Genomic DNA, 17,469 nt, shown 5'->3' with positions numbered 1-17,469 from the left:
TCAAAAAGTCATCTGGAACTGGCGATCCAGTTGGGCTTCCATAGGGCCACAGGTCGGTTGTTCCGACTGAGGTTCGTATGGCAAAGGAGTGTCAACGGTATGATTCAAGGAAAAGAACCCAGGGGAAGTGCGCGCGGACGTTTGCTGTCCGTAAGCACCGACCCGTTCGTCAGTGGGTTTGACATGCAACTGGCCCGGCCCTTGGCCCGCTCTATCCGGCTAAACGGGTTCGCCACCTGTCTGCGGCTGGAACAAATCTATTGGGATATCCTCGGCGACATGGCCCAGCTCAACAGCTGCTCCGTCAGCACCTTGCTGTCTCATGTGGATCGGGAAGTGCATCTGCGTCACGGCGGCGTGCGCAATTTCAGCGGCTTGGTGCGAGTTGTCTGCGTTGTGCACAGCTTGAAGGAAGCTGAAATTGGATCAGTGTGTGTCTAGTCCCCTCGCCAAAGTGGGGTACGCATGCCTGGAATGAACGACATTGCCGGCAATGTCTGTGCGGTCTTACGGCTGCACAGGCTGCATTTAATGGATATAATCCCGCTCTTTGCCGCAAAGCCGCGCTTTGCGTAATAACCTGATCGCCGAGACAACCCCATGCCGATGTACGACTATCAATGTGCTTCCTGTGGTCATCAGATGGAAGCCATTCAAAAGATCAGCGCGGCACCGCTGGTCGACTGCCCTGCCTGCCAGGCGCCGGAGTTGAAGAAGATGCTGTCCATGCCAGGTTTCCGCCTCGGTGGTACCGGCTGGTATGAAACCGACTTCAAGACCGGCGCCAAGAAAAACCTGGCCGGTGGCGACAAAGCCGATTGAACTGAATACGCGCGAGTTCTTGCACAGGCAGGGCCTCCAACCGAATGTCGAATTACGAGAAGTGAAACCACTACCATGATGCGCAGCCATTATTGCGGCCAACTGAACGAAAGCCTGGAAGGTCAGGAAGTTACTCTTTGCGGATGGGTCCATCGTCGCCGTGACCATGGCGGGGTGATTTTCCTCGATATCCGTGATCGTGAAGGCCTGGCCCAGGTGGTGTTCGATCCGGACCGCGCTGAAACCTTCGCCACCGCCGACCGCGTGCGCAGCGAATACGTCGTCAAGATCACCGGCAAGGTGCGCCTGCGTCCGGCCGGTGCCGGTAACGCCAACATGGCGTCGGGCATGATCGAAGTGCTGGGCTATGAGCTGGAAGTGCTCAACGAGTCGGAAACCCCGCCGTTCCCGCTCAACGAATACTCCGACGTGGGCGAGGAAACCCGTCTGCGCTACCGCTTCATCGACCTGCGTCGTCCGGAAATGGCCGAGAAGTTGCGCCTGCGCTCGCGCATGACCACCAGCATCCGTCGTTACCTGGACGAAAATGGCTTCCTCGACGTCGAGACGCCGATCCTCACCCGCGCCACGCCGGAAGGCGCCCGCGACTACCTGGTGCCGAGCCGTACCCACCCCGGCAGCTTCTTCGCCCTGCCGCAATCGCCACAGTTGTTCAAGCAACTGTTGATGGTGGCCGGGTTCGACCGCTACTACCAGATCGCCAAGTGTTTCCGCGACGAAGACCTGCGTGCCGACCGTCAGCCTGAGTTCACTCAGATCGACATCGAGACCAGCTTCCTCGACGAAAAAGACATCATGGGCCTGACCGAAGGCATGATCCGCAACCTGTTCAAGGAAGTGCTGGGCCTGGAATTCGGTGAGTTCCCGCACATGACCTTCGAAGAGGCCATGCGCCGCTACGGTTCCGACAAGCCAGACCTGCGTAACCCGCTGGAACTGGTGGACGTGGCCGACCAGCTCAAGGACGTCGATTTCAAGGTGTTCAGCGGCCCGGCCAACGACCCGAAATGCCGTATCGCGGCCCTGCGTGTTCCAGGCGGGGCGAGCATGCCGCGCAAGCAGATCGACGACTACACCAAGTTCGTCGGCATCTACGGTGCCAAGGGCCTGGCATACATCAAGGTCAACGAGCGCGCCGCGGGTATTGAAGGCCTGCAATCGCCGATCGTGAAGAACATTCCTGAAGCCAACCTCAATGTGATCCTCGATCGCGTGGGCGCGGTTGATGGCGACATCGTGTTCTTCGGCGCCGACAAGGCCAAGATCGTCAGCGAAGCCCTGGGCGCGTTGCGCATCAAGCTGGGCCACGACCTGAAGCTGCTGACCTGCGAATGGGCACCGATGTGGGTCGTCGACTTCCCGATGTTCGAAGAAAACGACGACGGCAGCTTCTCCGCGCTGCACCACCCGTTCACCGCGCCGAAGTGCTCGCCTGAAGAATTGGAGGCCAATCCGGCCACCGCTTTGTCGCGTGCCTACGACATGGTCCTGAACGGTACCGAGTTGGGTGGCGGTTCGATCCGTATCCATCGCAAGGAAATGCAACAGGCGGTGTTCCGCCTGCTGGGCATCAACGAAGCCGAGCAGGAAGAGAAGTTCGGCTTCCTGCTGGACGCCCTGAAGTATGGCGCACCGCCCCACGGTGGCCTGGCCTTCGGTCTGGACCGCCTGGTGATGCTGATGACCGGCGCCCAGTCGATCCGTGAAGTGATCGCGTTCCCGAAAACCCAGAGCGCGGCCGATGTCATGACCCAGGCGCCGGGTGTCGTGGATGCCAAGGCACTGCGTGAGTTGCACATTCGTCTGCGTGAACAGCCAAAGGCTGAGTAAGGCTGGCACCTGAGAGGGCGCATCTTCGGATGCGCCTTTTCATTGGGGTCGATATTTATGATTGTCGGCGACTGCGCACGCGCAGGGCGGGCAATGTTCCAAAGAGAAACGGAGCGAGTTATGGCAGGTCATTCCAAGTGGGCGAACATCAAGCACCGCAAAGAACGTCAGGATGCCAAGAGAGGCAAGATCTTCACCAAGTGGATCCGTGAGCTGACGGTCGCGGCCCGCCAGGGTGGCGGCGATCCGGGTTCCAATCCGCGCCTGCGCCTAGCCCTGGACAAGGCGCTCGGCGCGAACATGAGCCGCGACATCATCGACCGGGCCATCGCCCGTGGCGCCGGTGCGACCGAGGCCGACAACGTCGAAGAGTTGACCTACGAAGGTTATGGCCCGGGCGGCGTGGCGGTGATGGTCGAATGCATGACCGACAACCGCAACCGCACCGCGGCGGCCGTGCGTCATGCGTTCAGCAAATGCGGTGGCAACCTGGGCACCGATGGCTCGGTGGCTTACCTGTTCGAGCGCAAGGGCCAGATCAGCTTCGCGCCGGGCATCGATGAGGATGCGTTGACAGAAGCGGCCCTGGAAGCCGACGCCGATGACGTGGTCAGTCATGAAGACGGCTCGTTCGACGTGTTTACCTCGTTCGCCAGTTTCTATGCCGTACGCAACGCCTTGGAAGTTGCGGGTTTTGCACCTGCCGACGCGGAAATCGTCATGCAGCCGACCACCAGTGCCGAATTGGATCTGGAAGGCGCCGAGAAAGTGATCAAGCTGATCGACATGCTGGAAGACCTGGACGACGTGCAGAACGTCTACTCCAACGCCGACATCCCGGAGTCGGTGGCTGAACAGCTGGGCTGACAGGCTCAATGCCGGGTTTGATTTGAAATCATTGTGGCGAGGGAGCTTGCTCCCGCTGGAGTGCGAAGCGCTCCCAAAAAAGGTCTGCTGCGCAGCCCAGCGGGAGCAAGCTCCCTCGCCACGGATTCACTGCAAGCCTTCGGTGAGCTGTATTCTCTTGCAACCGCATTACCTTTCGCAGGCGTTATGACTCTAATCCTTGGTATCGACCCCGGTTCGCGCATCACCGGCTACGGTGTCGTTCGCGATACCGGGCGCGGCTGCGTGTACGTTGCGTCTGGCTGCATCCGCACCGGGGCGGGCGAACTGCACGAGCGCTTGCAGATTGTTTATCGCGGCGTGCGCGAAGTCATCCAGACCTACGGCCCGGTGACCATGGGCATCGAGCGGGTCTTCATGGCGCGCAACGCCGATTCGGCCCTGAAGCTGGGGCAGGCCCGGGGTGCGGCCATTGTGGCGGGTGCCGAGGAAAACCTGGAGATCGCCGAGTACACCGCGACCCAGGTCAAGCAGGCGGTCGTCGGCACCGGGGCGGCGAACAAGGAACAGGTGCAGATGATGGTGATGCACCTGCTGAAACTGGTCAGCAAGCCGCAGATCGACGCCTCCGACGCCCTGGCCATCGCCATTTGCCATGCGCACACCCGTTCCAGCCTGTTGCCCCATGGTCTGGGAACCGCACGCAGTCGTGGCGGGCGCCTGCGTCTCTGATAGCATCAGCGCATTCATTCATGAGCCCGAGCAAATTGCGCCTGTATCGTCGGCCTTAATGCTCGTGTTGTTACTCGCCAGCCAGCGGCTGGCCAACGCCCAAGGATCTGAAACGTGATTGGACGCTTGCGCGGCACCCTGGCTGAAAAACAGCCGCCGCACCTGATTCTGGATGTAAACGGCCTGGGTTATGAGCTCGAAGTGCCCATGACCACGTTGTATCGCTTGCCGTCGGTCGGTGAGCCGCTGACCCTGCATACTCATTTGGTCGTGCGCGAAGATGCCCAGTTACTCTATGGCTTTGTCGGCAAACGCGAGCGGGATTTTTTCCGCGAGCTGATCCGGCTCAATGGCGTCGGCCCGAAACTGGCCCTGGCCTTGATGTCGAGCCTGGAAGTCGATGAGCTGGTGCGCTGCGTGCAGTCCCAGGACACCTCGGCCCTGACCAAGGTGCCGGGCGTGGGCAAGAAAACCGCCGAGCGCCTGCTGGTCGAACTCAAGGACCGCTTCAAAGCCTGGGAAGCCGTGCCGGCGATGTTCGCCCTCGTTCCAAACCAGCCGGACGCGCCTGCACCTGCCGTCAGCGCTGAAAACGATGCGGTCACTGCACTGATCTCCCTGGGCTACAAGCCGCAGGAAGCCAGCAAGGCGATTTCCGCCATCAAGGAAAAAGGCCTGAGCACTGAAGATATGATTCGCCGTGCCCTGAAGGGAATGATTTAAGTGATTGAAGCTGACCGTCTCATTGCCGCCACGGGCGCGCCCCGTGACCGCGAGGAAATCCAGGACCGCGCGATCCGCCCCGTCAGCCTGGCCGACTACATCGGCCAGCCGACCGTGCGCGAGCAGATGGAGCTCTTCATCCAGGCCGCCCGTGGGCGCAGCGAATCGCTGGATCACACGTTGATCTTCGGTCCGCCAGGCCTGGGCAAGACTACCTTGGCCAATATCATTGCCCAGGAAATGGGCGTCTCGATCAAGAGCACGTCCGGGCCAGTCCTTGAGCGGCCGGGTGACCTGGCGGCGCTGCTGACCAATCTAGAACCTCACGACGTGCTGTTCATCGACGAAATACATAGGCTGTCGCCGATCGTCGAAGAAGTGCTGTACCCGGCCATGGAAGACTTCCAGCTCGACATCATGATCGGCGAAGGGCCGGCGGCGCGCTCCATCAAGCTCGACCTGCCGCCGTTCACCCTGGTGGGCGCCACTACCCGCGCCGGCATGCTGACCAACCCGCTGCGGGACCGTTTCGGTATCGTCCAGCGCCTGGAGTTCTATAACAACGCCGACCTGGCGACGATCGTCAGCCGCTCGGCGGGCATCCTCGGGTTACCACTGGACCCGGACGGTGCCTACGAGATCGCCCGTCGGGCCCGGGGCACGCCGCGGATTGCCAACCGACTGTTGCGCCGCGTCCGCGACTTTGCCGAAGTCCGCGCCAAGGGCCACATCACCAAGCCGATTGCCGACCTGGCGTTGAACCTGCTGGACATCGACGAGCGGGGTTTCGACCACCAGGACCGGCGCCTGCTGCTGACCATGATCGAGAAGTTCGACGGCGGCCCGGTGGGCGTCGACAGCCTGGCCGCGGCCATCAGCGAAGAGCGCCATACCATCGAAGATGTGCTGGAGCCGTACCTGATCCAACAGGGCTATATCATGCGCACCCCTCGCGGGCGCGTGGTGACGCGTCACGCCTATCTGCACTTTGGCTTAAACATCCCGACACGAATGGGTGAGATGCCAGTGGTAGACGAATTCCTCGATGCGGTGGACGATTGAACGCGCTCCTTATCCCGACTTTTTTCCGGTTCGTGCTGTCCCAGACGACGCCTGGAGCGTCAATGCATTCGAGAATGAAAAAACAGTTGCCTGGCCGGATTGGCAACCCGAGGAGTAAGCACTAGAGTATGCGCGCGCAAAACGGGCTGGAGTCGTTCGCACATCGCTGTCGCGTTTATTACGAGGACACCGATGCCGGCGGCATCGTTTACTACGTCAATTACCTCAAGTTTATGGAACGGGCTCGAACCGAACGGCTGCGGGAACTGGGTTTCGCCCAATCCGCGCTGGCAGGGGAGGACCTGTTATTCGTCGTGCATTCCAGCGAAGCGCGCTACCACGCGCCGGCGCGACTGGACGACGAGCTGCTGGTAAGTGCCGATGTCATCGAATTGAACCGCGTCAGCCTGCGCTTCAAGCAGCAGGTCAGGCGGGCTGCGGATAATGTGCTGCTCTGCGAAGGGCAGTTTTTGGTGGCCTGTGTGCGCACCCATAGTTTGAAACCCCGGGCCATTCCCGAAGCTCTACGCGCGGCCTTTGCCGGCGTGAGCGGCGCGGGTACACACTCAGAGCAGGAGATAAAGCGTGGAAGCTAACGTCGTCGACCATTCCTCCATGTGGAGCCTGGTCAGCAATGCCAGTGTCGTGGTGCAACTGGTAATGCTGATCCTGGTAGCCGCATCGGTGACCTCATGGATCATGATCTTTCAGCGCAGCAACATGCTGCGCGCCGGTCGCCGTGCCCTGGAGAGCTTCGAGGAGCGCTTCTGGTCCGGCATCGACCTGTCCAAGCTATATCGCCAGGCCGGCAGCAACCCGGACCCTGATTCGGGTGTCGAGCAGATCTTCCGTGCCGGCTTCAAGGAATTCTCCCGCCTGCGCCAGCAGCCGGGCGTCGACCCTGAAGCCGTGATGGAAGGTGTGGCCCGTGCCATGCGCGTCGCCATTTCCCGCGAGGAAGAAAAACTCGAACAGGGCCTGCCATTCCTGGCAACCGTCGGTTCGGTCAGCCCGTACATCGGTCTGTTCGGCACCGTGTGGGGGATCATGAACTCCTTCCGTGGCCTGGCATCCGCCCAACAGGCAACCCTGGCCACCGTGGCCCCAGGCATCGCCGAGGCGCTGATCGCCACGGCCATCGGCCTGTTCGCGGCGATCCCGGCCGTTATTGCCTACAACCGCTTCGCTGCCCGCAGTGAAACGCTGACCAGCCGCTACTACACCTTCGCCGATGAATTCCAGGCGATCCTGCACCGCAAAGTGCACACCAGCGAAGAATAAGCAGGTATTTCCCAATGGCTTTAATCGCTCGAGCCCGAAAAAAGCGCAAGCCGGTCGCCGAGATGAACGTAGTGCCCTACATCGACGTGATGTTGGTGCTGCTGGTCATCTTCATGGTGACCGCGCCGATGCTCAATCAGGGCGTGAAGGTTGATCTGCCCAAGGTTTCCAGCGAAGCCTTGCCGCAGGACAACAACACTCAGGTACTGACCATTTCGATCAAGGCTGACAAGACCTATTACTGGAACCTTGGCAGCGAAGTCGATACCGAGAAGCAGCAGGACCGCGCCATGACCTTGCCGCAGATGACCGATGCGGTGACAAAGATCATCAACGCCGGTAACAGTAACGGCAAACGCACCCAGGTTTTCATTCGCGGCGACAAGACCGTCGACTACGGTGCCGTCATGGGTGCCATGGGCGGTTTGCAGAAAGCCGGGGTCGGTAATGTTGGCTTGATCACCGAGGCCCCCTGATGCAGCAACAGCGAGAGCCGTCCGCCTCGGAAAGCTACTTCTGGCCCAGTGTCCTGGCCATCGGCCTGCATGTGCTGGTGTTCGGCATGCTGTTCGTCAGTTTTGCCATGACCCCGGAGCTGCCGCCGGCCAAGCCTATCGTGCAGGCGACCCTGTACCAGCTCAAGTCGAAAAGCCAGGCGACTACGCAGACCAACCAGAAGCTGGCTGGGGAGGCGAAGAAATCCGCCGCGCGCCAGACCGAAGTCGAGCAGATGGAGCAGAAAAAGGTCGAGCAGGAAGCGGTGAGAGCAGCGGAACAAAAGAAAGAGGAAGCTGCTCAAAAGGCCGAAGAAGCCAAGAAGGCCGATGAGGCGAAAAAAGCGGACGAGGCGAAAAAGGCAGACGAAGCCAAGAAAGCCGACGAAGCGAAGAAAACCGCCGAGGCCAAGAAGGCAGAAGAGAAACAATTGGCTGATATAGCCAAGAAGAAAGCCGAAGAAGAAGCCAAGAAAGCCGCTGAAGAAGAGGCCAAGAAAGCGGCCGCTGAAGAAGCGAAGAAAAAGATTGTCGAGGACGCGAAGAAAAAAGCGGCCGAAGACGCCAAGAAGAAAGCTGAAGCTGAAGAGGCGAAAAAGAAAGTCGCCGAAGACGCGAAGAAGAAAGCCGCCGCCGACGCCGCCAAGAAAAAGGCCCAGGACGCAGCGCGTAAATCCGCCGAAGAGAAAAAGGCCCAGGCCCTGGCAGATTTGCTTTCCGACACGCCGGAGCGCCAGCAGGCATTGGCCGATGAGCAGGGCGATGAAGTCGCCGGCAGCTTCGATGATCTGATTCGCGCACGAGCGGCGGAAGGCTGGGCTCGTCCACCTTCGGCGCGCAAAGGCATGACGGTAGTATTGCAAATCGGCATGTTGCCCGACGGTACGGTTACCTCGGTCAGCGTGGCCAAGTCCAGTGGCGATGGTCCGTTCGACGCTTCGGCGGTCGCGGCGGTCAAGAACATTGGGCGATTGACGGAAATGCAAGGAATGAAGCCGAGCGATTTTGCTCCCTATCGTTCGTTCAAGATGACATTCACACCTGAGGATCTAGCCTTGTGAGAAACCTTCTTCGATCAATGCTTGTCGTTATCTGCTGCCTGGCAGGGATAGCGGTAGCAGAGGAAAAGAACATCCTGGTCACCAGCGGCAGCGACCGGGCGACCCCTATCGCCGTCGTTCCGTTCGGTTGGCAGGGCGGCAGCGTCCTGCCGGACGACATGGCTGAAATCATCGGCAACGACCTGCGCAACTCGGGTTACTACGCGCCGATTCCGAAGCAGAACATGATCAGCCTGCCGACCCAGGCCAGCGAGGTCATCTACCGTGACTGGAAGGCCCTGGGCGCCCAGTACATCATGGTCGGCAGCATCGTGCCGGCCGGCGGTCGCCTGCAGGTGCAATACGCCCTGTTCAACGTCGCCACCGAGCAGCAAGTGCTGACCGGCAGCGTGTCGGGCAGCGTCGACCAGCTGCGCGACATGGCGCACTACATCTCCGACCAGTCGTTCGAGAAACTCACCGGTATCAAGGGTGCGTTCTCTACCCGCATGCTCTACGTGACAGCCGAACGCTTCTCCGAGAAGAACACCCGCTACACGCTCCAGCGCTCCGACTATGACGGTGCCCGTGCAGTGACCCTGCTGCAGTCGCGCGAGCCTATCCTGTCGCCGCGTTTCGCCCCCGATGGCAAGCGTATCGCCTATGTATCGTTCGAGCAGAAGCGTCCGCGCATCTTCATGCAGCACATCGACACCGGTCGTCGCGAGCAGATTACCAACTTCGAAGGCTTGAACGGCGCGCCAGCCTGGTCGCCGGACGGTACCCGCCTGGCGTTCGTGCTGTCCAAGGACGGTAACCCGGACGTCTACGTGATGAACCTGGCGTCGCGTTCGATTTCCCGTGTCACCAATGGCCCGGGCATCAACACCGAACCGTTCTGGGGCAAGGACGGCTCGACCATCTACTTCACCTCCGACCGTGGCGGCAAGCCGCAGATCTACAAGACCAGTGCCGGTGGCGGCGGTGCCGAGCGCGTGACGTTCGTGGGTAACTACAATGCCAACCCTAAACTGTCGGCGGACGAAAAGACCCTGGTGATGATCCATCGCCAGGATGGATTCACCAATTTCAAGGTGGCGGCCCAGGATTTGCAGCGCGGTAGCGTAAAAATCCTCACTGATAGCACTCTGGACGAGTCACCTACTGTTGCGCCCAACGGCACCATGGTAATCTACGCCACCCGCCAGCAGGGCCGGGGAGTCTTGATGCTCGTGTCCATTAATGGACGCGTGAGGCTCCCGCTTCCTACCGCTCAAGGCGAAGTCAGAGAACCGTCCTGGTCCCCTTACCTGAACTGACGCGGCGCAATACGTTTTACTTAACACACTGGGGTTCATTAGGAGTTTCACGATGGAAATGCTGAAGTTTGGTAAATTTGCTGCGCTGGCTCTGGCCATGGCTGTAGCTGTAGGTTGCTCGTCCAAAGGCGGCGACAACGCCGGTGAAGGCGCTGTTGATCCAAACGCTGGTTACGGCGCTAACACTGGTGCAGTTGACGGCTCCCTGAGCGAAGAAGCTGCTCTGCGCGCAATCACCACCTTCTACTTCGAATACGACAGCTCGGACCTGAAGCCAGAAGCCATGCGCGCTCTGGACGTTCACGCCAAAGACCTGAAAGCAAACGGCGCTCGCGTTGTTCTGGAAGGCAACACCGACGAACGTGGTACTCGTGAGTACAACATGGCACTGGGCGAGCGTCGTGCGAAAGCCGTTCAACGCTACCTGGTACTGCAAGGTGTTTCCCCAGCTCAGCTGGAACTGGTTTCCTACGGCGAAGAGCGTCCAGTTGCTACCGGCAACGACGAGCAGTCCTGGGCTCAAAACCGTCGCGTCGAACTGCGTAAGTAATTCGTCATGCGAACGTGCCGTCGTGCTGTAACTGTCCTGGCTCTCAGCCTCGCGCCGCTTGCGGCGTGGGCTGCGGTTCCTGTGGTCGATAACCAGACCGGCTATGAAAATAGCGGGAGCAGTTATCCGCCTGCAGGTTACGGTACGAACGGCGCCTATGCCGGGGGAGGGGTTTCGGCCCCTGTCTCGGCACAGGGCCAGCTGTTCAACCAACTGCAGCAAATGCAGGATCAGATCTCGCGCCAACAGGGTGTGATCGAAGAACTGCAAAATGATATTTCGCGCATGAAGCAAGAAAACCTGGAGCGATACCAGGATCTTGATCGGCGCATAGGAACCGGCGTTGCACCTGCCGCGACTCCTGAGAATTCTCCAGCCGGTGGCGACTTGAACGCCCCCGGTGCAGCCGCAGGCGCCGGAGCAGCCGCTCCAACAGCCCCTGCAGCCGGTGGTGAGCCGGCTGATCCGGCGAAGGAAAAGCTTTATTACGATGCTGCCTTCGACCTGATCAAGGCCAAGGATTTCGATAAGGCCAGCCAGGCCTTTTCCGCTTTCCTGCGCAAATACCCAAACAGCCAGTACTCGGGTAACGCGCAATACTGGTTGGGTGAAGTGAACCTGGCCAAAGGTGACCTGCAAGGTGCCGGCCAGGCATTTGCCAAGGTCTCGCAGCTGTACCCCAAGCACGCCAAGGTGCCGGATTCGTTGTACAAGCTGGCTGACGTGGAACGCCGCCTCGGTCACACCGACAAGGTAAAAGGCATTTTGCAGCAGGTGGTGGCCCAGTATCCGGGTACGTCCGCTGCCCAGTTGGCCCAGCGCGATCTGCAGCGCATGTAAGGCTGTTTGACCCGCTTGGAAGAAACCCGCGCTTGTCGCGGGTTTTTTCGTTAGAATTCACGCCCTTTTTCTGAAACACGCTTCTTGGGATCTACGCGTTGGCGGGGTTGCTTGAAGTGCCTGACGGAGGCGGACAGCCTGTTTAGCTGTTACGCCCGTGGCGACTATGCAAGACACATTGAGAATTACCGAAGTTTTTTACTCGTTGCAGGGTGAAACGCGGACGGCCGGGCTGCCCACTGTATTTGTGCGCCTCACCGGTTGCCCGTTGCGTTGCCAGTACTGCGACAGTGCCTATGCCTTCAGCGGCGGCACTTTGCGAACCCTCGACGATCTCCTCGAACAAGTGGCCGGCTTTCGCCCCCGCTATGTTTGCGTGACCGGCGGTGAGCCCTTGGCGCAACCCAACGTCATCCCCTTGCTCAAGCAGTTGTGCGATGCAGGCTATGAGGTCTCGCTGGAAACCAGCGGCGCCTTGGACATTTCGCCAGTCGACCCACGGGTCAGTCGCGTCGTGGACCTGAAAACCCCAGGTTCCAAGGAAGCGCATCGCAACCGTTATGAGAACATCGAGCTGTTGACCCCCAACGATCAAGTCAAGTTCGTCATTTGCTCGCAGGAAGACTACGACTGGGCCGTGTCCAAACTGATCCAGTATGGACTCGACCAGCGGGCCGGCGAGGTGTTGTTTTCACCGAGTCATCACGACCTCAATGCCCGGGAACTGGCCGATTGGGTCGTGGCGGACAATTTGCCGGTGCGCCTGCAATTGCAGCTGCATAAATATCTTTGGAACGATGAGCCGGGGCGCTGACATGATTGAACAAACCACGATTCCAGAAAAGCGCGCGGTCATCCTGTTGTCCGGTGGCCTGGACTCGGCAACTGTCGTGGCCATGGCCCGTGCAGACGGCTATAGCTGCTACACCATGAGTTTCGATTACGGCCAGCGTCACCGCGCCGAGCTTCATGCCGCCGAGCGGGTAGCCCGTGACCTCGGCGTAGTCGAGCACAAGGTGATCGGCCTGAACCTCAATGGCATCGGTGGTTCGGCCCTGACCGACAGCTCCATTGACGTGCCCGAGGCGCCGAGCGAAGGCATTCCGGTGACCTACGTGCCGGCGCGCAACACCGTGTTCCTGTCGCTGGCGCTGGGCTGGGCCGAAGTGCTGCAGGCGCGAGATATCTTTATTGGCGTCAACGCCGTGGATTATTCCGGTTACCCGGACTGCCGCCCGGAGTTCGTCGAGTCATTCGAGCGCATGGCCAACCTGGCGACCAAGGCCGGCGTAGAAGGACAGGGCTTTCGCATCCAGGCGCCGCTGCAAAATCTCAGCAAGGCCGACATCATCAAGGCGGGAGTGAAGCTGGGCGTGGACTATGGCCTGACCGTTTCGTGTTACCAGGCCGATGATCAGGGCCGCGCTTGCGGCAAGTGCGACAGCTGCCGACTGCGTGCGGAAGGCTTCTCAGCGGCGGGCGTAAGCGATCCAACCCCTTATTTTTGATTTATTTCAAATTAAGTGTTGAATAGTCCTTAGAAATCAGTATTATACGCGCCACCACACAGAGGGTCGTTAGCTCAGTTGGTAGAGCAGTTGGCTTTTAACCAATTGGTCGTAGGTTCGAATCCCACACGACCCACCATTTTCTGTAATTTTAAAAGTCTGGAAGGCCCACGCAAGTGAGGATTTCCGGATTTTTTTTTGCCTGATAAAAGTCAGAACCTGAACCGCTCGACGACTCGAGCGGTTCTCGGCTGATTAGAGCAGGCCGTCCTCGGCACAGACTTTGATGATCTGTTCGCGAAACCAGCTGTTGGCGCTATCCTGGCTCGGTTTTTCGCTCCACATCATGTCCAGCGTGAAGTTCGGTAAACCTGCCGGTGGTCGACGATGGCTGAACGTGTCCTCGTCGCAGGTTAGCGCTTGAATGCGTCGAGGCAAGGTCAGGATGAAGTCGGTACCGGTGATCATGTTCAATGCCGCTACATAGCTGTTGGCCCGAGCGACAATCTGTCGGTTATAGCCTTGCCGGGTGAGCCATCCATCGATCATGTTGGTGTCGGATGTCCAGGGTGTCGGAAAAACATGCTGGCATGCCACAAACGATTCCAGGCTGAACGCCTCTTCCGGCAGTATGAAGTTCTTATCGACCACGCAAACCAATTCATCTTCCAGTAATACTTGCGAGCGCAATCCCTTGACGCCGCTATGGAAGTTAGGGCCGAAGCAAATAACCAGGTCGAAGCGACCCTCCATCAACTCGTTGGCTGGAATATCCTTGTGGAATTTAGTGATATTAATGATGACCGGGAAACGGCCGCCAATAAAACGCTTGACTAATTTAGGCAGGATGAGTAGTTCGAAATATTCGGGTGCGCAGACATTGAAGGTTATCTCTTTCTGATTCGGATCGAATGCCGGGATGCCAGAATGACATGTGTTTATTATTTTAAGGATGTTAAGTATGTGCGGGTACATCGCCGTGGCTTTGCTTGTCGGAAGCATGCCGCTGCGGGTATTAACAAATAGTTCATCTTCGAAGCACGTGCGCAGCTTCTTTAGGCAATAGCTTACGGTTGATTGGCTCACGCACAGGGCTTCGGACACCTCGGTGACGCTGTTCTGTTCGTGCACCGCGACAAACACCATCAGGTCCTGCATGTCCAGCTTTCTAAGCATATTACTATTGAGCATAAGATCCTTCTTGACGCCTTCCATTGACACGCATCCCCTGCCTTTATGACAGGAACGTTTATTTATATATTAGCGGAAGCAATTTATTTTTTAAATGGTCAGTAGGAAAATTCCCCAATATGCTCGCCTCGCTTTTATAGAAATCCTGCACAAGGACGGAGGAGGACGATATGCAAATACGTGTCGCAGAAACTAAGACAGCGTTATGGGTGCAAGCTACAGAAGTTGTAAAGGAGAAATTTCGCAGTTCTTATTCGGCCTCGGTTGAACCGAATCCGCAATACTTTGCGGTGACTCAGGATCCGGCTGATCGTATTCTTGCTTGCGCGGGTATTACCTTTGCGGATCACCGAACACTGTTTTCCGAGCAATACCTGACGCAACCCATCGACGAGATATTGTCCCTGCGATTCGAAAAGACGATCGAGCGCTCGAATATTGTCGAGATTGGAAACCTGATTTCCCATCACCTGACGGCCGGCATGATCTTGGTCAATATGATTCCATTGTTGGCCTGGTGCATGGGCGGACATTACTTGTTGTGCACGGTGACACCTCGCGTACGGCAAATGATGGAGAGTTGCCAGATCGATTTCGAGCCCCTGCTGACCGCGGACCCAACGCGCCTGACCGACGACGGCGGCAAGAACTGGGGGAGCTATTACGCCAAGTTGCCCGTCACGGGGTTCATCCGGGTCGACCCGCAACGTTCACGTTTCGCCGCCATGACGCTCAATACCTCATTCACTCAACTTCCCGGTAACGGCCTGGCGAGGGCGCAGCCGTGAGCGGCGGGTTTATCACTCAGCTACAACGGGCGTTGCGGGACAATCGCCAAGCCGTCTGCGCGGTTGACTGGTTGGACTCCGGCCAGGAATCGGTGGCACTGACCTATGGCGAGCTGGAGCACCGGGCCCTTAACCTGGCGGCCGAACTGCAGCGACGTTTCCCTGAGCCGGCCTATGGCGATCATGTGGTGTTGGGGATTGCCACGCGCAACAGCAGCGACTGGCTGGTCGCCGACCTGGCCTGTCTGTTCGCCGGGATCACCGCGCTGCCGCTGCCGCTGGCGTTCAGTCAATCCCAGGCCGAGCACCTGGCGTCGCGTTGCGATGGGTTTCTGGTGGATGCGGCAGGGCAGCGAACGCTGGCGCAGCGCTGGAAACTGAATTTTTCCGACAGTCGCCTGCGTCGCCTCAACGAGCCAGCGATCGAACAGGCTTTGCGGCACACGCCGGACGGCGAGGGAGAGTGGATCTGCAAGATCATCCATACCTCGGGCACCACCAGCCGGCCAAAGGGGGTGCGCCTGAGCAATCACGCGGTCGGCACGGTGCTGGCCTCGCTGCGCCAGAGCATGCCAGCCAATGCTCATCGCCGTTACCTGTCGCTGGTGCCGCTGAGTCTGCTGCTGGAGCAAGTCACCGCCGCTTACCTGCCACTGTTGGCGGGTGGGACCGTGCATTTCCTGCCGTCGGACGAACCGCTGCTCGGTGAACCAGGGGCGTCGGCACAGCGCCTGGTCGACTGGATCCTGCGGGTCCAGCCAACGGCTCTGACGGTGCCACCGGTCATGGTCAATCGGTTCCTGGAGCAGGTCAATGAAGGTGGCGAGCAGGGCGAGCAACTGGCGCGCTACCTGACATCGGGCGCGCATATCACCTGTGGCGGAGCGGCGGTGAGTATCGATGTCCTGCGCGGCTTGGCCGAGCAAGGAATCGAGGTGTACCAGGGCTACGGGCTTTCGGAGAACGCGTCGGTGGTCAGCGTGAACACTTGCGAACAGCAGCGTCTTGGCAGTGTCGGTAAGCCGTTGCCCCATGTCCAGGTGCGGATCGGCGCCGACCAGACCATCGAGGTCAAGAGCAGCTCGCTGTTCAGTGGCTATTCGGGAATTGACCCCAGCGCCTGCTCCATGTCGGACGACGGTTGGATGGACACCGGTGATCTGGGGGCGCTGGATGCCGATGGCTATCTCTACGTGCACGGGCGCAAGAAGAACGTGATCTGCCTGCCCAATGGCCGCAACGTCAGCCCCGAGCAGGTTGAGCTGGAGTACCGCAAATATCCCGGCGTGAACGACGCTGCGGTGTTTTTCGACGAGCAGCACGGTCTGGTGGCGTTGCTGTGCGTCGAGTCGACACCGCCGCGCGATGAATTACTCGCCTGGTCGGCGGGGCGTTTCTCCGACATCGAGCGACCGAACCGGCTCTGGTTGTTGACCTGGGACGATCCGTTGATCGAGCAGCTCTACACCGTTACCGGTCGGCCGAAACGCGCCGATATCGCCACTGCTTTTTCCACTCTGCAAAGGAATGCATCCAATGAGCACACCTGCCTTTCACTTTGAGAACCCGGACGTCGCCATCGTTGAGTCGCGCCACTTCGCCAGCCTGGGCAAGGCTGAGTTGTATGGGCTGCTGGGACATTATGGTGTCGTACTGTTTCGTAACTGTATTCACAACGCCGAGGACTTCAGTGCGTACGTGAAGCAAAACAGTTCGCGCTTGAGCCTGGATCCGGCCCGGGTCATGGTCGGCGGCGCGGCGCAGTTAGTGGATGCCGGACGCCAGGCGGTCGGACTGCACTGCGAAAATGGCAACTCACCGTTCTGGCCGGACATGACCTGGTTCTATTGCCAGGAAGCACCGCGCAAGGGTTCGCAAACCACCCTGTGTGACGGCGAACGGGTGCTGGAAAAACTGTCCCCGGGCTGTCGCACGTTCTTTGAAGAAAACCCGATTCGCTACAGCCGCACCGTGGCGGGGGATAAATGGCGCCGGCTGGTCTGTCATTACTCGCCGACGTTGTCGGATCCGGCGGCCGTCCGTATCGAGGATCTGTTGCAAATTATCGGTGGCGACCCGCAAACCCTGATTTCCTTCAATCCGGCCGATGATTCGATCCATTACGCCTTCAGCACATCGGCGATCCTGACGTCTCCCTTCAGCCGGCGTCCGGCCTTTGCCAACAGCATTCTGGGGCCTTCTTTCAACTACGAAGCACCGGTCATCGATACGCTGGCCGGGCAGCCGATTCCTGCCCAATTCCTGGCTGAAATCGCCAAGGTCTCCGCCGATTACACCTGCCCGGTTGGCTGGCGTGACCACGATGTGGTGATGATCGATAACCGTCGGGTCATGCACGGTCGGGAAACCATCGTCGACGAGCGTCGGCGCATTTTCAACGCGTTGAGCTATCGCTGAGAGA

The 17,469-nt window shown here is 59.3% G+C and carries 20 protein-coding genes and 1 tRNA gene; 20 read left to right on the top strand and 1 reads right to left on the bottom strand.

Features of this window, described 5'->3' with window-relative positions; translation table 11 throughout:
* The first annotated feature begins 99 nt into the window (after positions 1–99).
* The 17 genes from HU806_RS12565 to HU806_RS12485 all read left to right on the top strand — a co-directional run bounded on the left by HU806_RS12565 (position 100) and on the right by HU806_RS12485 (position 13,207).
* The gene (locus HU806_RS12565; RefSeq protein WP_186611668.1) at positions 100–441 is read left to right on the top strand and encodes a ribbon-helix-helix domain-containing protein; all 342 of its coding nucleotides are present in this window, start codon (positions 100–102) and stop codon (positions 439–441) included.
* A 159-nt stretch (positions 442–600) separates the two neighbouring features.
* Positions 601–822 carry an FmdB family zinc ribbon protein gene (locus HU806_RS12560; protein ID WP_003178589.1) on the top strand — a complete coding sequence of 74 codons (222 nt, stop codon included), beginning with the start codon at positions 601–603 and terminating at the stop codon, positions 820–822.
* A gap of 75 nt (positions 823–897) precedes the next feature.
* A complete protein-coding gene (gene aspS / locus HU806_RS12555; RefSeq protein WP_186611667.1) occupies positions 898–2,673 on the top strand; it encodes an aspartate--tRNA ligase in 1,776 nt (591 codons plus the stop codon).
* Positions 2,674–2,793: 120 nt separating this feature from the next.
* Positions 2,794–3,540 carry a YebC/PmpR family DNA-binding transcriptional regulator gene (locus HU806_RS12550; protein ID WP_186611666.1) on the top strand — a complete coding sequence of 249 codons (747 nt, stop codon included), beginning with the start codon at positions 2,794–2,796 and terminating at the stop codon, positions 3,538–3,540.
* 186 nt (positions 3,541–3,726) lie between these two features.
* Positions 3,727–4,251, top strand: coding sequence for a crossover junction endodeoxyribonuclease RuvC (gene ruvC / locus HU806_RS12545; protein ID WP_014339919.1), 525 nt, complete (start codon positions 3,727–3,729; stop codon positions 4,249–4,251).
* A gap of 114 nt (positions 4,252–4,365) precedes the next feature.
* Positions 4,366–4,974: a Holliday junction branch migration protein RuvA gene (ruvA, locus tag HU806_RS12540; RefSeq protein ID WP_058542614.1), complete on the top strand. Its 609-nt coding sequence runs from the start codon at positions 4,366–4,368 to the stop codon at positions 4,972–4,974.
* Positions 4,975–6,036: a Holliday junction branch migration DNA helicase RuvB gene (gene ruvB / locus HU806_RS12535; RefSeq protein ID WP_003178599.1), complete on the top strand. Its 1,062-nt coding sequence runs from the start codon at positions 4,975–4,977 to the stop codon at positions 6,034–6,036. It begins immediately after the preceding gene.
* A gap of 128 nt (positions 6,037–6,164) precedes the next feature.
* Positions 6,165–6,632: a tol-pal system-associated acyl-CoA thioesterase gene (gene ybgC, locus HU806_RS12530; protein WP_186611665.1), complete on the top strand. Its 468-nt coding sequence runs from the start codon at positions 6,165–6,167 to the stop codon at positions 6,630–6,632.
* Positions 6,622–7,317: a protein TolQ gene (gene tolQ, locus HU806_RS12525; protein ID WP_039591698.1), complete on the top strand. Its 696-nt coding sequence runs from the start codon at positions 6,622–6,624 to the stop codon at positions 7,315–7,317. The genes ybgC and tolQ overlap by 11 nt, the downstream gene beginning before the upstream one ends.
* A 23-nt stretch (positions 7,318–7,340) precedes the next feature.
* Positions 7,341–7,793, top strand: coding sequence for a protein TolR (gene tolR / locus HU806_RS12520; RefSeq protein WP_162277330.1), 453 nt, complete (start codon positions 7,341–7,343; stop codon positions 7,791–7,793).
* Positions 7,793–8,872, top strand: a complete 1,080-nt coding sequence (tolA, locus tag HU806_RS12515; protein WP_186611664.1) for a cell envelope integrity protein TolA — start codon at positions 7,793–7,795, stop codon at positions 8,870–8,872. The genes tolR and tolA overlap by 1 nt, the downstream gene beginning before the upstream one ends.
* Entirely contained in the window at positions 8,869–10,170 is a 1,302-nt protein-coding gene (gene tolB / locus HU806_RS12510; RefSeq protein WP_527251147.1) for a Tol-Pal system beta propeller repeat protein TolB, read from the top strand. The genes tolA and tolB overlap by 4 nt, the downstream gene beginning before the upstream one ends.
* A gap of 52 nt (positions 10,171–10,222) precedes the next feature.
* Entirely contained in the window at positions 10,223–10,720 is a 498-nt protein-coding gene (gene pal / locus HU806_RS12505; RefSeq protein WP_003178634.1) for a peptidoglycan-associated lipoprotein Pal, read from the top strand.
* Between the two features lie 6 nt (positions 10,721–10,726).
* Complete coding sequence (gene ybgF / locus HU806_RS12500; RefSeq protein ID WP_186611662.1) at positions 10,727–11,560, top strand: tol-pal system protein YbgF; 834 nt, start codon at positions 10,727–10,729, stop codon at positions 11,558–11,560.
* Between the two features lie 166 nt (positions 11,561–11,726).
* Positions 11,727–12,374, top strand: coding sequence for a 7-carboxy-7-deazaguanine synthase QueE (gene queE, locus HU806_RS12495; protein WP_186611661.1), 648 nt, complete (start codon positions 11,727–11,729; stop codon positions 12,372–12,374).
* Between the two features lie 19 nt (positions 12,375–12,393).
* Positions 12,394–13,068 carry a 7-cyano-7-deazaguanine synthase QueC gene (queC, locus tag HU806_RS12490; protein ID WP_186611740.1) on the top strand — a complete coding sequence of 225 codons (675 nt, stop codon included), beginning with the start codon at positions 12,394–12,396 and terminating at the stop codon, positions 13,066–13,068.
* Positions 13,069–13,131: 63 nt separating this feature from the next.
* Positions 13,132–13,207: transfer RNA gene (locus HU806_RS12485), tRNA-Lys, on the top strand.
* Between the two features lie 116 nt (positions 13,208–13,323).
* On the opposite strand, the gene HU806_RS12480 is transcribed toward HU806_RS12485, so the two are convergent.
* Positions 13,324–14,259, bottom strand: a complete 936-nt coding sequence (locus HU806_RS12480; RefSeq protein WP_186611739.1) for a LysR family transcriptional regulator — start codon at positions 14,257–14,259, stop codon at positions 13,324–13,326.
* 170 nt (positions 14,260–14,429) lie between these two features.
* On the opposite strand from HU806_RS12480, the gene HU806_RS12475 reads away from it, so the two are divergent.
* Genes HU806_RS12475 through HU806_RS12465 form a run of 3 tightly spaced genes read left to right on the top strand, consistent with a single transcriptional unit; the run spans position 14,430 to position 17,465 of the window.
* Positions 14,430–15,047 carry a thermostable hemolysin gene (locus tag HU806_RS12475; RefSeq protein WP_186611660.1) on the top strand — a complete coding sequence of 206 codons (618 nt, stop codon included), beginning with the start codon at positions 14,430–14,432 and terminating at the stop codon, positions 15,045–15,047.
* A complete protein-coding gene (locus HU806_RS12470) occupies positions 15,044–16,609 on the top strand; it encodes an AMP-binding protein (RefSeq protein WP_186611659.1) in 1,566 nt (521 codons plus the stop codon). The genes HU806_RS12475 and HU806_RS12470 overlap by 4 nt, the downstream gene beginning before the upstream one ends.
* On the top strand, positions 16,584–17,465 hold the full coding sequence (locus HU806_RS12465; RefSeq protein ID WP_186611658.1) for a TauD/TfdA family dioxygenase: 882 nt from the start codon (positions 16,584–16,586) through the stop codon (positions 17,463–17,465). Before HU806_RS12470 ends, HU806_RS12465 begins: the two co-directional genes overlap by 26 nt.
* The last annotated feature ends 4 nt before the right edge of the window (positions 17,466–17,469 follow it).

This window comes from Pseudomonas sp. SWRI154 (genome assembly GCF_014268645.1).
GTDB lineage: Bacteria > Pseudomonadota > Gammaproteobacteria > Pseudomonadales > Pseudomonadaceae > Aquipseudomonas > Aquipseudomonas marvdashtae.
This window is presented reverse-complemented; position numbering and strand designations above follow the sequence as displayed.